General features: G+C 58.0%; 19 protein-coding genes and 2 tRNA genes. 1 reads left to right on the top strand and 20 read right to left on the bottom strand.

Features of this window, described 5'->3' with window-relative positions; translation table 11 throughout:
* Positions 1 to 34 precede the first annotated feature (34 nt).
* The 13 genes from truB to rlmE all read right to left on the bottom strand — a co-directional run bounded on the left by truB (position 35) and on the right by rlmE (position 12,667).
* Entirely contained in the window at positions 35 to 952 is a 918-nt protein-coding gene (gene truB / locus H097_RS24015; protein WP_003176136.1) for a tRNA pseudouridine(55) synthase TruB, read from the bottom strand.
* Between the two features lie 3 nt (positions 953 to 955).
* Positions 956 to 1,351: a 30S ribosome-binding factor RbfA gene (gene rbfA, locus H097_RS24010; RefSeq protein WP_029298974.1), complete on the bottom strand. Its 396-nt coding sequence runs from the start codon at positions 1,349 to 1,351 to the stop codon at positions 956 to 958.
* Between the two features lie 159 nt (positions 1,352 to 1,510).
* Positions 1,511 to 4,033, bottom strand: coding sequence for a translation initiation factor IF-2 (gene infB, locus H097_RS24005; RefSeq protein WP_032862915.1), 2,523 nt, complete (start codon positions 4,031 to 4,033; stop codon positions 1,511 to 1,513).
* 27 nt (positions 4,034 to 4,060) lie between these two features.
* Complete coding sequence (nusA, locus tag H097_RS24000; RefSeq protein ID WP_029298976.1) at positions 4,061 to 5,542, bottom strand: transcription termination factor NusA; 1,482 nt, start codon at positions 5,540 to 5,542, stop codon at positions 4,061 to 4,063.
* Between the two features lie 59 nt (positions 5,543 to 5,601).
* A complete protein-coding gene (gene rimP / locus H097_RS23995; protein WP_032862957.1) occupies positions 5,602 to 6,060 on the bottom strand; it encodes a ribosome maturation factor RimP in 459 nt (152 codons plus the stop codon).
* Positions 6,061 to 6,200: 140 nt separating this feature from the next.
* Positions 6,201 to 6,277 (bottom strand) — tRNA-Met (locus H097_RS23990).
* Between the two features lie 96 nt (positions 6,278 to 6,373).
* Positions 6,374 to 6,459, bottom strand: a tRNA-Leu gene (locus tag H097_RS23985).
* 22 nt (positions 6,460 to 6,481) lie between these two features.
* Positions 6,482 to 6,865 (bottom strand): preprotein translocase subunit SecG, encoded by a 384-nt coding sequence (secG, locus tag H097_RS23980; protein WP_032862914.1) that lies wholly within the window; start codon positions 6,863 to 6,865, stop codon positions 6,482 to 6,484.
* 4 nt (positions 6,866 to 6,869) lie between these two features.
* Positions 6,870 to 7,625, bottom strand: a complete 756-nt coding sequence (tpiA, locus tag H097_RS23975) for a triose-phosphate isomerase (protein ID WP_032862913.1) — start codon at positions 7,623 to 7,625, stop codon at positions 6,870 to 6,872.
* 66 nt (positions 7,626 to 7,691) lie between these two features.
* Positions 7,692 to 9,029, bottom strand: a complete 1,338-nt coding sequence (gene glmM, locus H097_RS23970) for a phosphoglucosamine mutase (protein ID WP_032862911.1) — start codon at positions 9,027 to 9,029, stop codon at positions 7,692 to 7,694.
* Positions 9,030 to 9,045: 16 nt separating this feature from the next.
* Complete coding sequence (gene folP / locus H097_RS23965) at positions 9,046 to 9,897, bottom strand: dihydropteroate synthase (protein ID WP_032862909.1); 852 nt, start codon at positions 9,895 to 9,897, stop codon at positions 9,046 to 9,048.
* An 8-nt stretch (positions 9,898 to 9,905) separates the two neighbouring features.
* Entirely contained in the window at positions 9,906 to 11,816 is a 1,911-nt protein-coding gene (gene ftsH / locus H097_RS23960) for an ATP-dependent zinc metalloprotease FtsH (RefSeq protein WP_032862907.1), read from the bottom strand.
* A gap of 200 nt (positions 11,817 to 12,016) precedes the next feature.
* A complete protein-coding gene (rlmE, locus tag H097_RS23955; RefSeq protein WP_032862906.1) occupies positions 12,017 to 12,667 on the bottom strand; it encodes a 23S rRNA (uridine(2552)-2'-O)-methyltransferase RlmE in 651 nt (216 codons plus the stop codon).
* A 105-nt stretch (positions 12,668 to 12,772) separates the two neighbouring features.
* Between rlmE and H097_RS23950 the strand changes: the two genes are divergently transcribed.
* Positions 12,773 to 13,081, top strand: coding sequence for a YhbY family RNA-binding protein (locus tag H097_RS23950; protein ID WP_029298992.1), 309 nt, complete (start codon positions 12,773 to 12,775; stop codon positions 13,079 to 13,081).
* 8 nt (positions 13,082 to 13,089) lie between these two features.
* Here the strand turns inward: H097_RS23950 and H097_RS23945 are convergent, their stop codons facing one another.
* From H097_RS23945 to dnaK, 7 genes are all read right to left on the bottom strand, one after another.
* A complete protein-coding gene (locus H097_RS23945) occupies positions 13,090 to 13,494 on the bottom strand; it encodes a hypothetical protein (protein WP_032862904.1) in 405 nt (134 codons plus the stop codon).
* A gap of 28 nt (positions 13,495 to 13,522) precedes the next feature.
* Positions 13,523 to 13,999 carry a transcription elongation factor GreA gene (gene greA, locus H097_RS23940; protein WP_032862903.1) on the bottom strand — a complete coding sequence of 159 codons (477 nt, stop codon included), beginning with the start codon at positions 13,997 to 13,999 and terminating at the stop codon, positions 13,523 to 13,525.
* Positions 13,996 to 17,217 (bottom strand): carbamoyl-phosphate synthase large subunit, encoded by a 3,222-nt coding sequence (gene carB, locus H097_RS23935; RefSeq protein WP_032862901.1) that lies wholly within the window; start codon positions 17,215 to 17,217, stop codon positions 13,996 to 13,998. The genes greA and carB overlap by 4 nt, the downstream gene beginning before the upstream one ends.
* Positions 17,218 to 17,322: 105 nt before the next feature.
* Positions 17,323 to 18,459, bottom strand: coding sequence for a glutamine-hydrolyzing carbamoyl-phosphate synthase small subunit (gene carA / locus H097_RS23930; protein ID WP_032862900.1), 1,137 nt, complete (start codon positions 18,457 to 18,459; stop codon positions 17,323 to 17,325).
* A gap of 259 nt (positions 18,460 to 18,718) precedes the next feature.
* The gene (gene dapB / locus H097_RS23925; protein ID WP_032862899.1) at positions 18,719 to 19,525 is read right to left on the bottom strand and encodes a 4-hydroxy-tetrahydrodipicolinate reductase; all 807 of its coding nucleotides are present in this window, start codon (positions 19,523 to 19,525) and stop codon (positions 18,719 to 18,721) included.
* Positions 19,526 to 19,535: 10 nt separating this feature from the next.
* A complete protein-coding gene (gene dnaJ, locus H097_RS23920) occupies positions 19,536 to 20,660 on the bottom strand; it encodes a molecular chaperone DnaJ (protein WP_032862898.1) in 1,125 nt (374 codons plus the stop codon).
* 316 nt (positions 20,661 to 20,976) lie between these two features.
* Positions 20,977 to 22,899 (bottom strand): molecular chaperone DnaK, encoded by a 1,923-nt coding sequence (gene dnaK / locus H097_RS23915; protein ID WP_032862897.1) that lies wholly within the window; start codon positions 22,897 to 22,899, stop codon positions 20,977 to 20,979.
* Between the last annotated feature and the right edge of the window lie 95 nt (positions 22,900 to 22,994).

The raw sequence follows: 22,994 nt of genomic DNA, 5'->3' as shown, positions 1-22,994 counted from the left end.
TTGACCGTGCCTGTTAACAGCCACACTCGTCCGGTCATTCTGACCGAATCAGTCGACGCGGCGCGATGCGCCCGTCTTCGCTCACTTCACCGATACCGATAAAGCGACCGTTGTGATCTTGTACCCGCACCATACCGAATTTCGGGGCATCCGGTGCGCGTACCGGCTGGCCGTTAAGCCAGTAGAACGCGCTGTGCTCCGAGAAGTGCAGCAATGGCCAATCCAGCAAACCGCTGTCCGATGGCATCAGGAAGCGATCAACTGCTTCGTTGCCGCCCTCGGCATGCACGGCCTCCAACTCTTCCAGCGTGACCGTCTGGGCCAGGGTGAAAGGGCCAGCCTGGGTGCGTCGCAACTCAGCAACGTACGCGCCGCAACCGAGCTGTTCACCAATATCTTCCACCAGGGTACGGATATAGGTGCCTTTGCTGCAATCCACGGCCAAACGTGCGGTGTCGCCTTCGCAGGCGAGCAATTCCAAGCGCGCAATAGTAACAGAACGCGGTTCGCGCTCCACTACTTCGCCCGCACGTGCCAGCTTGTAAAGAGGCTGCCCGTCACGCTTGAGAGCCGAGTACATCGGCGGTATCTGACTGATTTGCCCACGAAAAGCAGGTAAGGCAGCCTCAATATCTGCACGACCAACGGTCACGTCGCGAACCTGCAAAACATCACCTTCGGCATCTGCCGTGGTGGTGGTCTTGCCCAGTTGCATCAGGGTTTCGTAACCCTTGTCCGAGTCGAGCAGGTATTGGGAGAACTTGGTGGCCTCGCCAAAGCACAATGGCAATACGCCAGTGGCCAGGGGATCGAGGCTGCCCGTGTGCCCGGCCTTCTCGGCATTGAGCAGCCAGCGGACCTTCTGCAACGCGGCATTGGAGGTAAAACCAATGGGCTTGTCGAGCAGGATGATGCCGCTGACATTACGACGGATACGTTTGACCTGAGCCACCGCTTACTCCTTGGCGTCTTCAGGTGTGGACGGATGCTGATTGTCTTCAGCCACGGCGCGCTCGATCAGGGCCGACAGGTGCGCACCACGCACGACGCTTTCGTCGTAGTGGAAGTGCAACTGGGGCACGCTGCGCAGCTTCATCTCACGGGCCAACTGCATCCGCAAAAAGCCTGCGGCGGAGTTGAGCACCTTGATGCTTTGCGCGATCTCTTCGCTGTTGTCCTGGCCCATCACGGTGATGAAGATCTTCGCGTGACCGACATCACGGCTCACTTCAACAGCGGTGATGGTGACCAGGCCAACGCGCGGGTCTTTGACTTCGCGACGGATCAGTTGGGCCAGCTCGCGCTGCATCTGATCGCCGATACGTTGGGTACGGCTGTATTCTTTTGCCATGTCTTGTTACCTGTTACTGCCACACGGTGAAACCCGTGGGGTCTGAAAGCGGCAAACGCCCGGCCTGACAAAAGCCAGACCGGGCGTTGCGTTTAGAGTCCGGACACTGCGCGGGGCATTTGCATGCCCACACGCGGCGTGGCTCCTGAAGTGCGCGAGTTAGAGGCTGCGAGCAACCTGGACCTTCTCGTAGACTTCGATCTTGTCGCCAGGCTTGACGTCGTTGTAGCTCTTGACGCCGATACCGCATTCCATGCCAGCACGTACTTCGGAAGCGTCATCCTTGAAGCGGCGCAGGGATTCCAGCTCGCCTTCGAAGATAACGATGTCTTCACGCAGTACACGGATTGGACGGTTACGGTGCACAGTACCTTCGATAACCATGCAACCGGCGATCGCGCCGAACTTCGGCGAACGGAACACGTCACGCACCTCGGCCACACCCAGGATGTTCTCCCGGACGTCGCTGCCAAGCATGCCGGTGAGGGCCTTCTTGACGTCTTCGATGATGTCGTAGATGACGTTGTAGTAACGCATGTCCAGGCCTTCCTGCTCGACGATCTTGCGTGCGCCAGCATCGGCACGCACGTTGAAGCCGAACAGTACAGCGTTGGAAGCCAGTGCCAGGTTGGCGTCGGACTCGGTGATACCACCGACACCGCCACCGACAACACGCACTTGCACTTCGTCGTTACCCAGGCCGTTCAAGGCGCCGTTCAACGCTTCGAGGGAACCACGGACGTCAGATTTGAGGACGATGTTAAGCGTCTTCTTCTCTGCCTGGCCCATGTTCTCGAAGATGTTTTCCAGCTTGCCGGCGTGAGCGCGAGCCAGTTTGACTTCGCGGAACTTGCCTTGACGGAACAGAGCCACTTCACGGGCTTTCTTCTCGTCCGACAGCACGCTCATCTCGTCGCCAGCGTCCGGGGTACCGTCCAGGCCGAGGATCTCGACAGGGATGGATGGACCCGCTTCCTTGATTGGCTTGCCGTTCTCGTCGAGCATGGCACGTACACGGCCATAGTTCGAACCGACCAGCACCATGTCGCCTTGGCGCAGGGTACCGTCTTGAACCAGAACGGTAGCAACCGGGCCACGACCTTTGTCGAGACGCGATTCAACCACAACACCACGACCCGGAGCCGATGGCGTTGCTTTGAGTTCCAGGACTTCGGCTTGCAGCAGAACCGCTTCGAGCAGTTCGTCTACGCCAGTACCGACCTTCGCCGAAACCGAAACGAACGGCGTATCACCGCCCCACTCTTCGGAAGTCACACCGTGAACCGACAGTTCGCTACGGATGCGATCAAGATCAGCGCCCGGCTTGTCGATTTTGTTCACGGCAACAACCAGTGGAACACCAGCGGCCTTGGCGTGCTGGACAGCTTCAATGGTCTGCGGCATTACGCCGTCGTCCGCTGCAACTACCAGGATCACGATGTCGGTCGCCTTGGCACCACGGGCACGCATTGCGGTAAACGCGGCGTGACCTGGGGTGTCAAGGAAGGTGACCATGCCGCGCTCGGTTTCAACGTGGTATGCACCGATGTGCTGGGTGATACCACCGGCTTCGCCGGCAGCTACCTTGGCACGACGGATGTAGTCGAGCAGCGAGGTCTTACCGTGGTCAACGTGGCCCATTACGGTCACGACTGGTGCACGGGAGAAAGTCTCGCCTTCAAACTTCAGGGACTCGGCCAGGGAGTCTTCCAGGGCGGTGTCGCTGACCAGGGTCACTTTGTGGCCCAGTTCTTCGGCTACCAGTTGAGCAGTTTCCTGATCAAGCACCTGGTTGATGGTCGCTGGAGTACCCAGTTTGAACATGAACTTGATGATTTCAGCAGCCTTGACCGACATCTGATTGGCCAGATCGCCAACCGTGATGGTCTCGCCGATCTGCACATCACGCACGACAGGGCCGGTTGGGCTCTGGAAACCGTGGGCGTTGCGTTTCTTCAGCTTGGCCTTGCCGCGACCACCACGACGGAAGCCATCGCTTTCTTCGTCGGTAGTGCGTGGCGCAACGCGTGGAGCAGGCGCTTTCTCTTTGACCGAGGCACGATGCGGAGCGTTTTTACGCTCGCCATCGCCACCACCACTGCGACGATTGTTATCGTCGGCACGTGGTTTGTCCGGACGACGAGGTTCGTCGCGCTTGCGAGCGTCAGCAGCAGGTGCTGGAGCAGCGGCAACCGGAGCGGCCTCACGCACAGCTTCAACAGGCGCGCTAGGTGCAGCGACTGCGTCAGTAGCGGATTGCGCAGCAGCAGGCTGGCTACGCGCTTCTTCTTCGGCGCGACGCTTGGCTTCTTCTTCAGCCTTCTGGCGTGCAGCATTTTCTACTGCGCGACGTTCGTCCATCTCGCGTTTGCGCTCGGCTTCGATTTCTTCCGGGCTGCGCTGTACGAAGACTTTCTTCTTACGCACTTCAACGCTGATGCTCTTGCTACCAGCCACCCGCAGGGTGCTGGTTGTTTTGCGCTGCAATGTAATCTTGCGCGGTTCTTCCACTTTCGCCTTGTGGCTGCTTTTCAAGTGAGTCAGCAACGATTGCTTCTCACTGTCGCTCACATGTTCCTCGGCGGCGGTGTGCGGCAGACCTGCCTCACGCATCTGCTGCAACAGGCGCTCTACCGGTGTTTTGACCTCATCGGCCAGTTGTTTCACCGTGACTTGCGTCATGCACTTCTCTCCTCAGGCCGCGCCTAATTACTCGAACCAATGGGCTCGGGCGGCCATGATCAACTTGCCGGCACGATCATCGTCAATGCCGTCGATGTCGAGCAGGTCGTCAATAGACTGCTCGGCCAGGTCTTCGCGGGTAATTACGCCGCGCACCGCCAGTTCCATCGCCAAATCCTTGTCCATACCCTCAAGCGAGAGCAGGTCTTCGGCCGGATGGGCGTCTGCCAGCTTTTCCTCAGTAGCGATGGCTTTAGTCAACAAGCGATCCTTGGCCCGAGCGCGAAGCTCGTTGACGGTGTCTTCGTCAAAGCCGTCGATGTTGAGCATTTCCTCCACCGGTACGTAGGCAATCTCTTCCAGGCTGGTAAAGCCTTCATCTACCAGCACCTGTGCCAGGTCTTCGTCGACTTCCAGCTCGTCGATGAAGTTGCGCAGGATGTCGCCGGTTTCTGCTTGCTGCTTAGCCTGGATGTCCGATTCGGTCATGACGTTCAGGGTCCAGCCAGTCAACTGGCTGGCCAAACGTACGTTCTGACCACCGCGACCGATGGCCTGGGCCAGATTGTCTGCGCCAACGGCGATGTCCATTGCATGGGCATCTTCGTCAACAATAATTGCCGCGACTTCAGCCGGGGACATGGCGTTGATCACGAACTGCGCCGGGTTATCGTCCCACAGCACGATATCCACACGCTCACCGCCCAATTCGCCCGACACTGCCTGGACACGCGAACCGCGCATACCAATGCAAGCGCCCTGCGGGTCGATGCGTTTGTCCTTGGAACGGACCGCGATCTTGGCGCGCGAACCCGGGTCGCGGGACGCAGCCATGACTTCGATCAGGCCTTCGGCAATTTCCGGCACTTCGATACGGAACAGCTCGATCAACATTTCCGGCGCGGTACGCGACAGGATCAGTTGAGGGCCACGGTTCTCGGTGCGGATTTCCTTGAGCAGCGCACGCAAACGCACGCCAACACGGAAGGTTTCGCGGGAAATGATGTCTTCACGGGCCAGCAACGCTTCAGCGTTGTTACCCAGGTCGACGATCACGTTGTCGCGGGTCACTTTCTTCACGGTGCCGGAGATGATTTCCCCCAGGCGCTCGCGATAGGCGTCAACGACTTGAGCACGCTCGGCTTCGCGGACCTTTTGCACGATGACTTGCTTGGCAGTCTGTGCAGCGATACGACCGAACTCGATGGACTCGATCTTTTCCTCGACGACGTCACCAACCTGGGCACCAGGATGCGTCAGCGCAACCTTGCTTGGCCAGGTTTCGATGGCCGGATCATCAAGATCGGCTTCTTCGACGACCGTCCAGCGACGGAAAGTCTCATAGGCTCCGGTGTGGCGATTGATTTCCACACGCAGATCAACTTCGTCTTCAAAACGCTTTTTGGTAGCAGTGGCCAGGGCCAGCTCCAGCGCTTCAAAAATCACGTTTGCCGGTACGCCCTTTTCATTGGATACCGACTCAACAACCAGCAGTACTTCTTTGCTCATCGTACGCCTCGCCTTTCGCAAGCCATTGGATCCGCGGGATCCGCAGTTTCTGGCACGTCTCAGTCAAAACTGGGAATAATGTTGGCCTTGTCGATCATATCGATCGGCAACAGGAACTCGTGGTCTTCTACCTGCACCACTACATCCTGTTCTTCTACACCGCGCAGAAGGCCCTGAAAGTTGCGTCGCCCTTCAAAGGGAGATCGCAGCTTGATCTTCACTTGTTCACCGACATATTTAGCAAACTGCTCAATAGTGAACAGTGGGCGTTCCATGCCTGGCGAGGAAACTTCGAGGGTGTATTCAACGGCAATCGGATCTTCAACATCCAGGACACCGCTGATCTGACGGCTGACAATGGCACAATCGTCCACCAGCACACCGCCCTCTTTATCGATATAAACGCGCAACATTGAGTGGCGACCTTGAGCCGAAAACTCAATACCCCAGCATTCATAGCCTAGGGCCACGACCACCGGGGCCAGCAAGGCCTGCAACTCTTCTAGCTTGCTCGACACCTGAACCCCCTCGTGCATGTATGTGCATGCTGTGCAAAATAAAAAAATGGGCGAAACGCCCATCCTTGAAACGCCGTCGAACAGCGGCGTTGAAAGTGTCCAGCTAACAAAAAGCCCCTTAAAAGGGGCTCCGCTAAAACTGGTTGCGGGGGCCGGATTTGAACCGACGACCTTCGGGTTATGAGCCCGACGAGCTACCAGACTGCTCCACCCCGCGACAAAGCTGGGGCGGAAGTATACGACCGATCCCTTACAGGGTCAATGTAACCTTCCACCTACAAGAAAGCCCGCAATTGCGGGCTCTCCTGATAATTGGTACCGAGAAGGGGACTCGAACCCCTACACCCTATGGGCACAACCACCTCAAGGTTGCGTGTCTACCAATTCCACCACCTCGGCAATACAGCGCTTACAACCCTTCTTACTTTTGCTCTTGAGCTGGAGGTACGTCAGTCGCTGGAGTAGCCGACTTTTGCTCTTGAAGCACCGGGACATCATCAGAAGCCGGTTTTGCTTTTGGAACTTCCAACACTGCTGGATTTGGCAAACCTGCCTGAGTCAGCACTTGAGCTTTCTCTTTAGCAAAGTAACCTAACCCCAAGCTGGTTATGAAGAAACCTGCGGCAAGTATAGCAGTAAACTTACTAAGAAAGGTAGAGGAACCTTGGCTTCCGAACACAGTATTTGAAGCACCTGCCCCGAAAGACGCACCAGCGTCCGCACCCTTGCCCTGTTGCAGCAATACCAGAGCAACAACGCCCAGCGCACCCAACAAATGAAAAACGACTACGACTGTTTCCAGCATTTTCTCAGTTTCCCGCGGCGCGACAAATCGCACCGAACTCATCTGCATTCAGGGAAGCTCCACCAATGAGCCCCCCATCGATATCCGGCATGCCGAACAGTTCGACCGCATTGGCCGCCTTCACGCTGCCGCCGTATAGAAGCCGCACACCTTGTGCGACCTCAGAATTCTCTGCCGCCAACTGCGCGCGGATGGCTGCGTGCACATCCTGCGCCTGTTGCGGTGTAGCAGTCAGCCCGGTACCAATGGCCCAGACCGGCTCGTAAGCAATTACTGCCTTTGCAAATGCACCAACACCCAGCTCCTCGATGATGCTGCCCAGCTGACGCGAGACAACTTCAAGAGTCTTGCCGGATTCACGCTGCTCAAGGGTCTCCCCTATGCACAACACGGGAATCAGGCCACAAGCCTGTGCCGCTGCGAACTTGCGGTTGAGTGTCCCATCACGTTCGCCCATCATCTGACGGCGCTCGGAGTGCCCAACGAGCACATAGGAACAACCTGCATCAACCAGCTGACTCGATGCAATCTCACCGGTCAACGCACCCTGCATGGCTTCTACCGCGCAATTCTGCCCGCCGACCTGGATCGACTTGCCTTTCAAGCCATCAACCACTTGGTTGATATGCAAGCAAGGCGGGAATACCGCGATATCGACACCGCTCGGCAGGGCCAAGTGACGAAGGCCATTGACCAGCTCAGCGACACTGGCGCGGGTACCGTGCATCTTCCAGTTACCAGCTACCATAGTGCGACGCATGCTGTACCTCGTCGGTCAAAGTGGGCGCAGATGTTACCCAACCGCATCAACACTGGCAAGCCGAATTCAGGTGCAAACTTCAGTTACCAGTTTTGCCAGCTCTTCGGCATAGCCGCGAACCTGTGTTTCGTCATCGCCTTCGACCATGACACGCACCAAAGGCTCGGTTCCCGACTTGCGCAACAGGACCCGGCCACGGCCAGCCATGGCGACGGTAACGCGCTCACAGGCTTCTTTGATCGCCGGGTGCTCGATAGGGTTTTCGCCCCCCGAGAAACGCACATTGAGCAGCACCTGAGGGCACTTGCGCAGAGCCTGGCGCGCCTGGGCCAGGCTTTCTTCACGGCGACGCAAGGCCAATAGCACTTGCAACGCGGCAATGATCGCATCGCCGGTAGTGGTGTGCTGGAAGCACACAACATGCCCCGAATTCTCGCCACCTATCACCCAGTTACGCTCCAGCAACTCGGCGATCACGTAGCGGTCGCCAACATTGGCCCGCACGAACGGAATCCCCAGGTCGGCCAGGGCCAACTCCAGCCCCAGATTGCTCATCAGGGTACCGACCACGCCACCTTGCAGCTTGTTGCGCTCCTGCAGGTCACGGGCAATGATGAACAGCAGGTCGTCACCATCAACGATGGCGCCTGTATGGTCGACCATCAATACGCGGTCGCCATCGCCATCAAAGGCAATCCCCAGGTCCGCGTGCTCAGCCAAGACCGCAGCCTGCAATTGGCCCATATGGGTCGAGCCACAGTTATCGTTGATATTCAGACCGTTAGGCTGGGCCGACAACACGGTGACCTCGGCGCCCAACTCCTTGAATACGCTAGGGGCTACCTTGTAGGTCGCACCGTGAGCACAATCGATGACAATCTTGAGCCCGGCAAAATTGGTGCTGGTGGGCACGCTGCTTTTACAAAACTCGATATAACGACCCGAAGCGTCGTTGATCCGCGAAACCTTGCCCAGCTTGCTCGACTCGACGACGGTCATCGGCGCATCCAGCAACTCTTCAATCATGTGCTCAATCTCGTCCGGCAGCTTGGTGCCCTGGCCCGAGAAGAACTTGATGCCGTTGTCATCATGGGGATTGTGCGAAGCGCTGATCACAATACCGGCTTGCGCATGAAAGGTACGCGTCAGGTAAGCGATCGCCGGCGTAGGCATCGGCCCCAGCAACATCACATCAGCCCCGGCAGCGGACAGGCCCGCCTCCAGCGCAGATTCGAACATATAGCCGGAAATCCGCGTGTCCTTACCGACAAGGATGCGGCATGCGCCCATGCTGCGGAAGGCCATCCCGGCCGCCCAGCCCAGCTTGAGCATGAAATCCGGAGTGATCGGAAACTCGCCGACCCGACCACGAATACCGTCGGTGCCAAAATATTTTTTAGTCATAAGTGCTCCATCATTCTTATTCGGCTGATTCTACCGCTTCGATCATCCGCACGACGTCAACTGTCTCGGCCACATCATGCACCCGCAGAATGCGCGCGCCCTTGACCACGGCAAGCGCCGCCAGGGCCAGGCCGCCATGCAGGCGCTCGCCCACAGGGCGATTCAAGGCCATGCCTATCATGCTCTTGCGCGACACCCCAACCAACAGGGGGCGACCAAGGGCGTGCAGGGATTCCATATGCTTGAACAGGCTCAAGTTGTGCTGCAGGGTTTTGGCAAAACCAAACCCCGGATCGAGGATGATCCGCTCTGGCGCAATGCCCGCGACGGCGCATTGGGCAATGCGCTCGGCAAGAAATTCCGTCACTTCATCAACAAGATTGTCGTAGTGAGGGGCATCCTGCATCGTCCCGGGCTCGCCGAGCATATGCATCAGGCAGACAGGCAGCCCCGTGGCAGCAGCTGCATCCAGCGCTCCGTCGCGCTGCAGTGAGCGGACGTCGTTGATCAACCCCGCCCCGAGCCGTGCGGTTTCACGCATGACGGCGGGCGTCGAAGTATCTACTGAAATGATTACATCCAGCTCGCGGTGGATTCGCTCAACAATCGGCGCAACACGCTCCATCTCCTCCAACGGGGAAACAGCACGCGCGCCAGGCCGGGTTGACTCACCACCGACATCGATAATGGTCGCACCCGCAGCCACCATCGCTTCCGCATGGCGCAATGCCACATCCAGCTGACTGAAACGACCACCGTCGGAAAAGGAGTCAGGGGTTACATTGAGAATGCCCATGACATGAGTATGGGCCAAATCAAGAACCCGGCTGCCGCAAGGCAACCGGGTGGAGGACAACGCAGAAGTCATTTCAAGCCTTAAAGGTCGGCAGCCGGGCCGCCGATTGGGTTTTCCGGGCGCTCGTTCTGTACCACTGGCGGAGTGCCTGAAGTACCCGAACCACCTTCCCAATCGCGAGGCTCGCGAGGCGCACGACCAGCCATGATGTCGTCGATCTGCTCGGCATCAATGGTCTCGTACTTCATCAAGGCATCAGCCATGGCGTCGAGCTTGTCACGGTTATCGGTAAGGATCTGCTTGGCCGTGCCGTAGCACTGGTCAATGATGCTGCGCACTTCAGAGTCGATCAGCTTGGCAGTCTCGCCGGAGAAGCTGGCACCTTGACCACCGCCGCCACGACCCAGGAACACTTCGCCTTCTTCCTCGGCATACATCAGCGGGCCGAGCTTTTCCGACAGACCCCACTTGGTAACCATGTTCCGCGCAATCTGGCTGGCACGCATGATGTCGTTGGAAGCGCCGGTGGTTACACCATCGAAGCCCAAGGTCATCTCTTCAGCAATACGACCACCGTACAGCGAGCAGATCTGGCTGATCAGGGCGCGCTTGGAAAGGCTGTAGCGATCCTCTTCCGGCAGGAACATGGTGACACCCAGTGCCCGACCACGAGGAATGATCGATACCTTGTAGACCGGGTCATGCTCAGGCACAACGCGACCGACAATGGCGTGACCGGCTTCGTGATAAGCGGTGTTCTGCTTCTCTTTCTCGGACATGACCATGGATTTGCGCTCGGCACCCATCATGATCTTGTCTTTGGCCAGCTCGAATTCTTTCATCTCGACGATGCGCTTGCCGGTACGGGCAGCGAACAGCGAGGCCTCGTTCACCAGGTTGGCCAGGTCGGCACCGGAGAAACCAGGGGTACCACGGGCAATCACACCTGGAGCCACGTCATCGCCCATTGGCACTTTGCGCATATGGACTTTGAGAATCTGCTCGCGGCCACGGATATCTGGCAAGCCAACCACGACCTGACGGTCGAAACGGCCCGGACGCAGCAGCGCAGGGTCAAGTACGTCAGGACGGTTGGTGGCGGCAATCACGATGATGCCATCGTTCATTTCGAAGCCGTCCATCTCCACCAGCAACTGGTTGAGGGTCTGCTCACGCTCGTCGTGACCACCGCCCATGCCAGCACCACGATGGCGACCGACAGCGTCGATTTCATCGATGAAGATGATGCACGGCGCGTGTTTCTTGGCCTGCTCGAACATGTCACGCACACGGCTGGCACCCACGCCGACGAACATCTCGACGAAGTCGGAACCGGAAATGGTGAAGAACGGAACCTTGGCTTCGCCGGCAATCGCCTTGGCGAGCAGGGTTTTACCGGTACCCGGTGGGCCGACCATCAGCACACCGCGAGGAATACGACCACCCAGGCGCTGGAACTTGCCCGGATCACGCAGGAACTCGACCAACTCGCCGACTTCTTCCTTGGCTTCGTCACAACCGGCAACGTCAGCCAGGGTAGTTTTTACCTGATCTTCGGAAAGCAGGCGCGCCTTGCTCTTGCCGAAGCTCATCGGCCCGCCCTTGCCCCCTGCACCACCTTGCATCTGGCGCATGAAGAACATGAACACCGCGATGATCACCAGGATCGGGAAGCTGGCGACCAAAAGCTGGGTCCAGATACTCTGCTGCTCAGGCTGCTTGCCTTCAACGATGACCTTGTTGTCCACCAGGTCGCCAATCAGGCCATTGTCCTGGATCGCCGGACGGATGGTCTTGAAGCTGTCACCGTCGTTACGTTTGCCGGTGATCACGTAGCCATCAACCGCTACGCGCTCGACCTTGCCATCCTTAACTTGCTGGATGAAGTCGGAATAGTTGAGGGTCTGCGGCTCGTTAGGGCTGGAGAAGTTGTTCATCACCGTCACCAGGACAGCCGCGATGATCAACCACAGGATAAGATTCTTTGCCATATCGTTCAATTAACTACCCTCTGAAGCAAGCTCCGCTACTGGCGCGCGCTTCGCATGATATTCACCGGCCTAACTTACTACATTACCTACAACTCTGGCAGGCGCCGTCTGTAACCCTTTGTGAAACTTTGACTACACAATATTCGTAAAGCTTCGTGACGAAAGCGATATAAAAAAACCTATCGCCTACCTCCAATTCCTCAAAAACGCTCTTCGCTTGCAGCGCCCTCGACACCGCGGAAGCCGCGGCACAACAAATACTGCTCCCTGGATCGGTCCCGGGAAGAATCAGGCTTGCGCGTCTGCACCTTGTCGAACAACTTGCGAATGTTCTTGTGGTACTCGTCAAAACCCTCGCCCTGGAAGACCTTCACCAGGAAATCTCCACCCGGACGCAAAACCCGACCCGCCAAATCCAACGCCAACTCACAAAGGAACATCGCGCGCGGCATATCGACGGCCGGTAATCCACTCATATTGGGGGCCATGTCGGAAATCACAAGGTCTACCTGCGAATTTCCCACAGCCTCAAGAATCTGGGCGAGGACGGCGTCCTGGGTGAAGTCACCATGAACAAAGGTCACATCCGGGATGCTGTCCATTTCCAGGATGTCGGACGCAATCAGTCGCCCCTGCCCACCAATCAGACGACTGGTCACCTGGGACCAGCCACCCGGGGCGGCACCCAGGTCAATAACGCTCATGCCTGGGCGGATCAACTTATCCTTGTCCTGGATCTCCAGCAGCTTGTAACTGGCCCGTGAACGGTAGCCGTCCTTCTGCGCCTTTTTGACGTAAGGATCGTTGAAATGCTCTTGCAGCCACTTAAGGCTAGTTTTGGAACGGGCCACGGGCCACCTCGAAAATAAAACGGGTCGTGATTAACTGGGCGGTCCCGGACTCGCTCGGGTAAACTGGCCGCCGCTTTTTACAAGATCAGACGCAGGGGTCAGATTATGCCGCTCACTCAAGAGCAGAAGAAACAGTACAAATCCATTGGCCACCATCTGAAACCAGTTCTGATTGTGGCAGACAACGGTTTGACTGAAGGTGTGTTAGCCGAACTTGAACGCGCATTAGGCGATCACGAGCTGATCAAGATCAAGGTCAACATCCTTGATCGCGAAGCACGCCTGGCCGCCATTGCAGAACTGTGCAAGGTGGGCAAAGCGGACCTGGTTCAGGTCATCGGCAAGATGGCGCTGCTGTATCGCAAGAATTTCAGCGCCAACAAGCAACTGTCGAACGTTCATCGCTTCAAATGATTCAAGGGTCACGGGCGTGCTTCGCGCGCCCTGCCGCTCCACCCAGGTGCAGGCTGTACCACCAGCACCAAGCCAGAAAACCCTAGCACAAGATAGCTGAACAGCTGCCAGCGCAACGCTTCCGGCAGCAACATACGCACCACGCAATACATTGCGCATGCATACAGCGCCATCAACAGCAGTTGCCCACGCATATCCCGCCACAAACTCCCCAAACCCTCGGCCTTGATCAGCACCAGCGCCTGGAGCGTCACGCACGTGGCTGCAAAACCTACCAGCAACGCACTCAATAATCCGCCGATCTCATCAATCAGCAACGGCGCCAGGCCAATCATGCCCAGCACCGGCAATACACCCAGATGTAACAGCCACAGGCCGCCAACCCAGAGCATCTGGGTCAACTGCCAAAGCATGGCGCCCGCTCGAAGCGGGCGCCGCCTTTCAGATGTGACGAACTTCGACAATCTCGTACTCGATCACGCCACCAGGCGTCTTGACGGCCACCACATCACCCTCTTCCTTGGCAATCAAGGCACGGGCCAGGGGCGAGCCGACGGAGATCTTGCCGAGCTTGAAGTCAGCCTCATCCTCACCCACGATGTGGTAAGTCACGCTTTCATCAGTCTCGACGTTGGCGATTTCCACCGTTGTGCCGAAAATCACCTTGCCGGTCTTGGGGATGGTCGTGACATCGATGATGACCGCATTCTGCATGCGCCCCTCGATATCACGGATCCGCGCCTCGACCATACCCTGCTGCTCGCGGGCAGCATGGTATTCGGCGTTTTCCTTCAAGTCACCCAGCTCACGGGCCGTACCGATGTCCTGGCTCAGCTTTGGACGTACGACCTTGGTCAGGTGGGCGTGCTCCTCTTCCAGGGCCTTGGCGCCCTGGACAGTCATTGGATATTTGATCATGCCTTCAATCCTGCGTGTAGATCCTGCAAGCGACGTACGGTTTTTTCCGGACCGAACTTGAGCGCTTCACAGATGGCTTCGCCAGCAGCAATGGTGGTGGTGCAATAGATCTTGTGCTGCAAGGCGTTACGACGAATGGAGTAGGAGTCCGCGATCGACTGGCGACCTTCGGTGGTGTTGATGATCAGGGTGACTTCGTCATTCTTGATCATGTCGACCACGTGTGGACGGCCTTCCGTTACCTTGTTCACGCGACGCACTTTCAGGCCGGCCGCTTCAATCAGCTTGGCGGTCCCTGCGGTGGCCACGACTTCGAAGCCCAAGTTGATCAGATCACGCGCCACACCTGCAACCAGTGGCTTGTCATCATCACGCACGCTGATAAACGCAGTACCGCCGGTCGGCAGCACTTCGCTGGCGCCCATCTGGGCCTTGGCAAAGGCTTCGCCGAAGGTGTCGCCCACGCCCATCACTTCACCGGTGGACTTCATCTCTGGGCCCAGGATCGGGTCCACGCCAGGGAATTTGGCGAATGGGAACACCGCCTCTTTCACGCTGTAGAAGTTCGGAATGATTTCCTTAGTGAAGCCGATTTCCTTCAAGGTCTTACCGGCCATCACACGGGCGGCGATCATCGCCAGGGACACACCGATGCACTTGGAAACAAACGGCACGGTACGCGAGGCACGCGGGTTGACTTCGATGACGTAGATGTCTTCGCCTTGCAGCGCCAACTGTACGTTCATCAGGCCAACCACGCCCAATTCCAGGGCCATTTTCTTGACCTGTTCACGCATCTCGTCCTGGATGTGCAGCGGCAGCGAGTACGGCGGCAGGGAACAGGCCGAGTCGCCGGAGTGAACGCCCGCCTGCTCGATGTGCTGCATGATCGCACCAATCACCACGTCGGTACCGTCGCAGACCGCATCCACGTCCATTTCGATGGCGCAGTTGAGGAAGTGGTCCAGCAGCACCGGGCTGTCGTTGGACACTTTCACCGCATCACGCAGGTAGCGCTTGAGTTCTTCTTCTTCGTAGACGATTTCCATCGCCCGGCCGCCCAGTACGTAGGACGGACGCACCACCAACGGGTAGCCGATCTTGCTGGCTGCACGGATGGCCTCGTCTTCGCTGCGCACGGTAGCGTTTGGCGGCTGGCGCAGGTTCAGGCGCTCAACCATTTGCTGGAAGCGCTCACGGTCTTCGGCACGGTCGATGGCGTCAGGGCTGGTACCGATGATCGGCACGCCGGCCGCTTCCAGGGCACGCGCCAGTTTCAGCGGGGTTTGCCCGCCGTACTGGACGATCACGCCTTTTGGCTTCTCGACGCGACAGATTTCCAGCACGTCTTCCAGCGTTACCGGCTCGAAGTACAGGCGGTCGGAAGTGTCGTAGTCAGTGGAAACAGTTTCCGGGTTGCAGTTGACCATGATGGTCTCGTACCCGTCTTCGCGCAGGGCGAGGGCGGCGTGTACGCAGCAGTAGTCGAACTCGATGCCCTGGCCGATACGGTTTGGACCGCCGCCCAGGATGATGATCTTGTCGCGGCCCGACGGCGCGGCTTCGCACTCTTCCTCATAGGTGGAGTACAGGTACGCGGTATCGGTGGCGAACTCTGCGGCGCAGGTGTCAACGCGCTTGTAGACCGGGAAAATATCCAGCTTGTGGCGATGCGTGCGCAGGTTCTTCTCGGTCACACCCAGCAGCTTGGCCAGACGCTGGTCGGAGAAGCCTTTGCGCTTGAGGCGGAACATCAGGTCGCGGTCGATAGAGGAAAGACCCAGGGTCTTGACCTTTTCTTCTTCCTTGATCAGATCTTCGATCTGCACCAGGAACCACGGGTCAATCATGTTCATGCCGAAGATGTCTTCGACGGTCATGCCAGCGCGGAAAGCATCAGCCACGTACCAGATACGCTCGGCGCCCGGCACGGTCAGCTCGCGCTTGAGGATACTCATGCTTTCCGGGTTGCTCAGGTCGAGCTTCTCGTCCAGGCCGCAAACGCCCACTTCCAGGCCACGCAGGGCTTTTTGCAGGGATTCCTGGAACGTCCGGCCGATAGCCATGACTTCACCGACCGACTTCATCTGAGTGGTCAGGCGGGCGTCGGCTTTCGGGAACTTCTCGAAGGCAAAGCGTGGCAGTTTGGTCACGACGTAGTCGATGGACGGTTCGAAGGACGCCGGCGTAGCACCGCCAGTGATTTCGTTTTGCAACTCGTCCAAGGTGTAACCGATCGCCAGCTTGGCAGCGATGCGCGCAATCGGGAAGCCGGTAGCTTTTGATGCGAGCGCCGAAGAACGCGATACACGCGGGTTCATCTCGATCACGACCATGCGGCCTGTATCCGGGCAGATGCCGAACTGAACGTTGGAACCGCCGGTTTCAACGCCGATCTCACGCAGTACCGCCAATGAGGCGTTACGCATGATCTGGTATTCCTTGTCCGTCAGGGTCTGTGCCGGCGCAACGGTGATCGAGTCACCGGTGTGCACGCCCATCGGGTCGAAGTTTTCGATCGAGCAGACGATGATGCAGTTGTCCTTTTTGTCGCGGACAACTTCCATCTCGTACTCTTTCCAGCCGATCAGGGATTCGTCGATCAGCAGCTCTTTGGTCGGCGACAGGTCCAGACCGCGTGCGCAGATTTCTTCGAACTCTTCACGGTTGTAAGCGATACCGCCACCGGTGCCACCCATAGTGAAGGACGGACGGATAATGCACGGGAAACCCAGCTTTTCGAGAACCGCGTTGGCCTCTTCCATGCTGTGGGCGATACCCGAGCGCGGGCAGTCAAGACCGATGGACTTCATAGCCTTGTCGAAACGCGAACGGTCTTCAGCCTTGTCGATGGTGTCGGCATTGGCGCCAATCATCTCTACGCCGAACTTTTCCAGGACGCCTTCGCGCTCCAGGTCCAGGGCGCAGTTCAGTGCAGTCTGGCCGCCCATGGTCGGCAGCAGTGCGTCCGGGCGCTCTTTCTCGATGATCTTGGCAACGGTCTGCCATTTGATCGGTTCGATGTAGGTGGCGTCGGCCATGTCCGGGTCGGTCATGATGGTGGCCGGGTTGGAGTTCACCAGGATGACGCGGTAACCCTCTTCGCGCAGGGCCTTGCAGGCCTGGGCGCCGGAGTAGTCGAATTCGCAGGCCTGGCCGATAACGATCGGGCCAGCGCCGAGAATCAGGATGCTTTTTATGTCTGTACGTTTTGGCATGGGTTTGTCACTCAAATCCGCAGGTCAGTCGGCAAGCCGTCTTGAACAATCCTTGAAGAGCCTGAGGGGGCCGCCGATTTTCCGGGCCACCCTCAGGCCACTCATTTAGCGTCGCTTGGCCATCTCATTGATGAAACGGTCGAACAGCGGCGCTACGTCGTTCGGGCCCGGGCTTGCTTCAGGGTGGCCCTGGAAGCTGAACGCGCTCTTGTCGGTGCGCTCGATACCCTGCAGGGAACCGTCGAACAGCGACTTGTGAATGGCACGCACGTTGGCCGGCAAGGTGGCTTCGTCCACCGCAAAACCGTGGTTCTGGCTAGTGATCATCACGACGCCAGTGTCCAGGTCTTGCACCGGGTGGTTGGCACCATGATGGCCGTGGCCCATTTTCAGGGTCTTGGCACCGGAGGCCAGGGCCAGCAGCTGGTGGCCCAGGCAGATACCGAATACCGGGATCTCGGTTTCCAGCACATCCTTGATCGCCTGGATCGCGTAGTCGCAAGGCTCCGGATCGCCCGGGCCATTGGACAGAAACACGCCATCCGGTTGCAGGGCCAGCACATCGCTGGCCGGGGTTTGCGCCGGCACCACGGTCACGCGGCAACCACGTTCGACCAGCATGCGCAGGATGTTGTACTTAACGCCGTAGTCATAAGCGACCACGTGGTAAGGCAGCTCGCTAGCCTCGATGGTCGCGTGGCTGTCAGTCCTCAAGTCCCAGACAGTGGAGCGCCACTCGTACTGTTCTTGGGTGCTGACGACTTTCGCCAGATCCATGCCTTTCAGGCCAGGGAAGCCTTGCGCTGCAGCAATCGCTGCGGCTTCGGAAACATTGTCACCGACCATGATGCAGCCATTCTGCGAGCCTTTTTCACGCAGGATGCGTGTCAGGCGGCGCGTATCGATACCGGCGATCGCCACAACGTTGTTGGCTTTCAGGTAATCGGACAGCGACATCGTGTTACGCCAGTTGCTCGCAACCAGTGGCAGGTCACGAATCACCAGACCGGCCGACCAGACACGATCAGACTCGACGTCTTCCGGTGTAGTACCGGTATTGCCGATGTGCGGATAGGTCAGGGTAACGATCTGCTGGGCGTAGGAAGGATCGGTAAGGATTTCCTGATAGCCGGTCATGGCGGTGTTGAACACCACCTCTCCAACGGTCTGACCGTCGGCTCCAATGGCTTCGCCGCGAAAAATGCTGCCATCAGCAAGGGCGAGTATGGCTGGCTTAGTCAAGAAGACCTCCCGTAAATAAAGCCTGAAAGGGCGATCGCAGGTTGTAAAAAAGCGGAGTGACGTATGGACACGTCACCCCGCTTCTTCACTGAATTATTCTGCGCGCTTTTAGTGGACACACTAAAGCTGTAGCTTACAGAAAAAGGCTTTTTTGGTCCACCGCTAAAGAGCCTAAAAGGCAGGAGAATGCGACAGGACGTCGCTTAGCGGGTAAAAACGGGGCCCTAGAGTAATACCCAGGGCCCGTTTTTGCTACTGATTAACGCAGATCCAGCACGTCTTGCATGTCATAGAGGCCCGCTTCGCGCCCCTCCAGCCACAATGCCGCACGCACCGCGCCCTTGGCGAAGGTCATGCGGCTGGAGGCTTTGTGAGTGATTTCCAGGCGCTCGCCTTCGGCAGCAAACAGCACCGTGTGATCACCCACCACGTCACCACCGCGCACCGTGGCAAAGCCAATGGTTTCACGCTCGCGCGCACCGGTATGGCCTTCGCGACCATATACCGCGACTTTCGACAGGTCGCGCCCCAGGGCATCGGCAATCACTTCGCCCATGCGCATGGCAGTACCCGATGGCGCATCCACTTTGTGGCGGTGATGCGCCTCGATGATCTCGATGTCCGCGTCATCACCCAGTACCCGTGCAGCCATGTCGAGCAACTTCAGCGACAGGTTGACGCCCACACTGAAGTTGGCGGCAAACACGATCGGAATATCCTTGCCCGCCGCGACAAGCAATTGCTTTTGCTCGGCATTCAGGCCAGTGGTACCAATAACCATGGCCTTACCCGCCTTGCGGCAGAACGCCAGGTTTTTCAGCATCACCTCGGGCAGGGTGAAGTCGATCAATACATCGAATTCATCAGCCACTTGCTCCAGGCTGCCAGACAACGCCACACCGATCCGCCCCAGCGAAGCCAGCTCACCGGCATCGGCACCGATCAGCGTACTGCCCGGACGCACGATTGCCGCCGTCAACCCCGACAGAGGCGAGCGTTGCTGCACCGCCTCCACCAGGTTCTTGCCCATGCGCCCGGCGGCGCCCATCACTGCTATACGTCGCATATCCACGTCCTTACAGGTCGCCGAAGAAGCGCTTCACGCCTTCAAACCAGCCAGCGGTCTTGGGCGAATGGGAGCCATCACCGTCCAGGGAGCTGCGGAACTCTTCGAGCAACTCACGCTGACGACGATCCAGGTTGACCGGAGTCTCGACAGCCACACGGCACATCAAGTCGCCCGCCCCACCGCCACGCACTGGCGCAACGCCTTTGCCACGGATGCGGAACTGCTTGCCGGTCTGCGTCCCCTCAGGGATCTTCAGCTTGACGCGACCATCGAGGGTCGGAATCTCCAGCTCGCCACCCAGGGCAGCATCGACAAAGCTGATCGGCACTTCACAGAACAGGTGCTTGCCGTCGCGCTGGAAGATCGAGTGCTCGCGCACATTGATCACCACGTACAGATCGCCCGTCGGACCACCCTGCGTACCTGCCTCACCTTCACCCGACAAACGGATACGGTCGCCGGTATCGACACCTGCCGGCACTTTCACCGAAAGGGTCTTGTACTCTTCGACACGCCCTTCGCCGTGACAGGAGTCGCACGGATCGGAAATGATCTTGCCCTGACCATGGCAGCGCGGACAGGTTTGCTGAACAGAGAAAAACCCCTGCTGCATGCGTACCTGGCCAATACCACCACAGGTTGGGCACGTAATCGGCGACGAGCCCTTCTTGGCACCCGAACCGTCACACGGTTTGCAATTGACCAGCGTCGGCACGCGGATGTTGACGCTAGTGCCGCGCACAGCCTCTTCCAGGTTCAGCTCCAGGGTGTAGCGCAAGTCGCTACCACGCTGGGCACCGCCACGCTGACCACCACGACCGCCACCGAAGAAGTCGCTGAACACGTCGCCGAAGATATCGGAGAAGTTCTGGCCGCCAAAACCGGCACCGCCGCCGCCCATGCTCGGATCGACACCGGCGTGGCCGTACTGATCGTAGGCCGCGCGCTTGTTCGGATCACACAGGCATTCGTAGGCCTCATTGGCCTCTTTGAACATTTCTTCGGATTCTTTGTTATCCGGATTACGGTCCGGGTGGTGCTTCATCGCCAGACGACGGTAGGCCTTCTTCAGGTCCGCCTCGCTGGAGCCGCGCTCCACACCCAACACTTCGTAATAGTCACGCTTTGCCATAAGTCTTTGCACTCTTAAGGACGTTCGGCAAAACCCTCCTGAGCTTGCCAAACTCGTTGAGCCCCAATACAGGCCCGGACCCAACTCACGTCAAATTCAACGATCCTGGTCTTTACTGCTCTCAGCCGAGACCCAGCTAAAAACGCGGTGACTGTCGATCGCAAAGCAGGAGCATTCCCGATCACACCGCCAGCATCCGAACCTTGTCGCATGCTGTAAAAATTCGCGTACCCCAGACACGCCAACGCGGGAGCAAGCTCCCGCGCGGCGACATCCTACCAGTCACCGCTTGATAGCGGTCAACCGGGCGACCAAGTTACTTCTTCTGGCCTTCTTTGACTTCTTCGAACTCGGCATCGACAACGTCGTCGTGCTTGGCTTCAGGCTCTGCCTGTTGCGCAGCGCCATCACCTTGCGGAGCCTGCTCGGCGTACATCTTCTGAGCAACCGGCGCGGAGACTTTCGACAACTCCTCAACCTTGGCTTCGATGGTGGCCTTGTCGTCGCCTTTGACGGCGGCTTCCAGGGCAACCACGGCTGCTTCGATTGCGGTCTTCTCTTCAGCAGTCACTTTTTCGCCAGCATCAACGATCATTTTGCGCGTCGAGTGAACCAGCGCATCACCCTGGTTGCGGGCAGCGGCCAGCTCTTCAAACTTCTTGTCGGCCTCGGCATTGGTTTCAGCATCACGAATCATCTGTTGAATTTCTTCATCAGACAGACCGGAGTTGGCCTTGATCGTGATCTTCTGCTCCTTGCCGGTAGCCTTGTCTTTCGCGCCGACGTGCAAGATGCCGTTGGCATCGATGTCGAAGGTCACTTCGATTTGTGGCACGCCACGTGGTGCTGGTGGAATATCGGCCAGGTCGAACTTGCCCAGGGACTTGTTCTGAGCAGCCTGCTTACGCTCACCTTGCAGCACGTGAATGGTCACAGCGCCTTGGTTGTCATCGGCAGTCGAGAACACTTGCGATTTCTTGGTAGGAATCGTGGTGTTTTTCTCGATCAGCGCAGTCATCACGCCGCCCATGGTTTCGATACCCAGGGTCAGCGGGCTGACGTCCAGCAGCAACACGTCTTTCACGTCGCCGGCCAATACCGCACCCTGGATAGCAGCACCCATGGCAACCGCTTCGTCCGGGTTCACGTCTTTACGTGCTTCTTTACCGAAGAACTCGGTCACTTTCTGCTGTACCAACGGCATACGAGTCTGACCACCGACCAGAATCACGTCGTTGATCGCACCCACGTCGATACCGGCATCTTTCAAAGCGGTACGGCAAGGTTCGATGGTGCGCTGAACCAGGTCTTCAACCAGGGATTCGAGCTTGGCGCGCGAGATCTTCACGTTCAAGTGCTTAGGACCGGTGGCATCTGCTGTGATGTACGGCAGGTTCACGTCGGTCGACATGCTCGACGACAGCTCGATCTTCGCTTTTTCAGCAGCTTCTTTCAGGCGCTGCATGGCCAGCGGATCACCCTTGAGGTTCATGCCGCTTTCTTTCTTGAATTCGTCGACGAGGTAGTCGATCAGACGAATGTCAAAGTCTTCACCGCCCAGGAACGTGTCACCGTTGGTAGCCAACACTTCGAACTGGTGCTCACCGTCGACTTCAGCGATTTCGATCACGGAAACGTCGAAGGTGCCGCCACCCAGGTCATAAACGATCACAGTGTGATCGCCCTTGGCCTTGTCCATACCGTAGGCCAGAGCGGCTGCGGTTGGTTCGTTGATGATGCGTTTTACGTCCAGGCCCGCAATGCGGCCGGCGTCTTTGGTCGCTTGACGCTGGCTGTCGTTGAAGTAGGCAGGAACGGTGATCACCGCTTCAGTCACTGCTTCACCGAGGTAGTCTTCGGCAGTTTTCTTCATCTTTTTCAAGACTTCAGCCGAGATCTGCGGTGCAGACATCTTGTTGCCGTTTACTTCAACCCAGGCGTCACCGTTGTCAGCCTTGGCGATTTTGTAAGGCACCATCTTGATGTCTTTTTGTACGACTTCTTCGTCGAACTTACGACCGATCAGACGTTTCACCGCGTACAGGGTGTTGTGCGGGTTGGTTACAGCCTGACGCTTGGCCGACTGACCAACGAGGATTTCACCGTCGTTGGCGTATGCAATGATCGACGGCGTGGTACGCGCGCCTTCGGCGTTTTCGATAACTTTGGCTTTGCCGTTTTCCATGACGGAGACGCAGGAGTTGGTGGTCCCCAGGTCGATACCGATAATTTTGCCCATGATTTACTCTCCCGAAACTTGAATTTGGTTGCCGCAGCAGTGGTGGCTGACTGCGACAGACTTAAACACTTGACTTATAAATGGGGTCGTTACGA

The organism is Pseudomonas sp. FH4, assembly GCF_000510915.2.
Lineage (GTDB): Bacteria > Pseudomonadota > Gammaproteobacteria > Pseudomonadales > Pseudomonadaceae > Aquipseudomonas > Aquipseudomonas brenneri.
Note: the sequence above shows the minus strand (reverse complement) of the source record. Positions and strands in the feature narration are given on the sequence as shown.

Bases quoted from the DNA above. Each gene is read 5' to 3' on its own strand.
- rbfA (WP_029298974.1), bottom strand. From the start codon at position 1,351: ATGGCAAAAGAATACAGCCGTACCCAACGTATCGGCGATCAGATGCAG.
- infB (WP_032862915.1), bottom strand. From the start codon at position 4,033: ATGACGCAAGTCACGGTGAAACAACTGGCCGATGAGGTCAAAACACCG.
- nusA (WP_029298976.1), bottom strand. From the start codon at position 5,542: ATGAGCAAAGAAGTACTGCTGGTTGTTGAGTCGGTATCCAATGAAAAG.
- secG (WP_032862914.1), bottom strand. From the start codon at position 6,865: ATGCTGGAAACAGTCGTAGTCGTTTTTCATTTGTTGGGTGCGCTGGGC.
- tpiA (WP_032862913.1), bottom strand. From the start codon at position 7,625: ATGCGTCGCACTATGGTAGCTGGTAACTGGAAGATGCACGGTACCCGC.
- glmM (WP_032862911.1), bottom strand. From the start codon at position 9,029: ATGACTAAAAAATATTTTGGCACCGACGGTATTCGTGGTCGGGTCGGC.
- folP (WP_032862909.1), bottom strand. From the start codon at position 9,897: ATGACTTCTGCGTTGTCCTCCACCCGGTTGCCTTGCGGCAGCCGGGTT.
- ftsH (WP_032862907.1), bottom strand. From the start codon at position 11,816: ATGGCAAAGAATCTTATCCTGTGGTTGATCATCGCGGCTGTCCTGGTG.
- H097_RS23950 (WP_029298992.1), top strand. From the start codon at position 12,773: ATGCCGCTCACTCAAGAGCAGAAGAAACAGTACAAATCCATTGGCCAC.
- H097_RS23945 (WP_032862904.1), bottom strand. From the start codon at position 13,494: ATGCTTTGGCAGTTGACCCAGATGCTCTGGGTTGGCGGCCTGTGGCTG.
- greA (WP_032862903.1), bottom strand. From the start codon at position 13,999: ATGATCAAATATCCAATGACTGTCCAGGGCGCCAAGGCCCTGGAAGAG.
- carB (WP_032862901.1), bottom strand. From the start codon at position 17,217: ATGCCAAAACGTACAGACATAAAAAGCATCCTGATTCTCGGCGCTGGC.
- dapB (WP_032862899.1), bottom strand. From the start codon at position 19,525: ATGCGACGTATAGCAGTGATGGGCGCCGCCGGGCGCATGGGCAAGAAC.
- dnaJ (WP_032862898.1), bottom strand. From the start codon at position 20,660: ATGGCAAAGCGTGACTATTACGAAGTGTTGGGTGTGGAGCGCGGCTCC.
- dnaK (WP_032862897.1), bottom strand. From the start codon at position 22,899: ATGGGCAAAATTATCGGTATCGACCTGGGGACCACCAACTCCTGCGTC.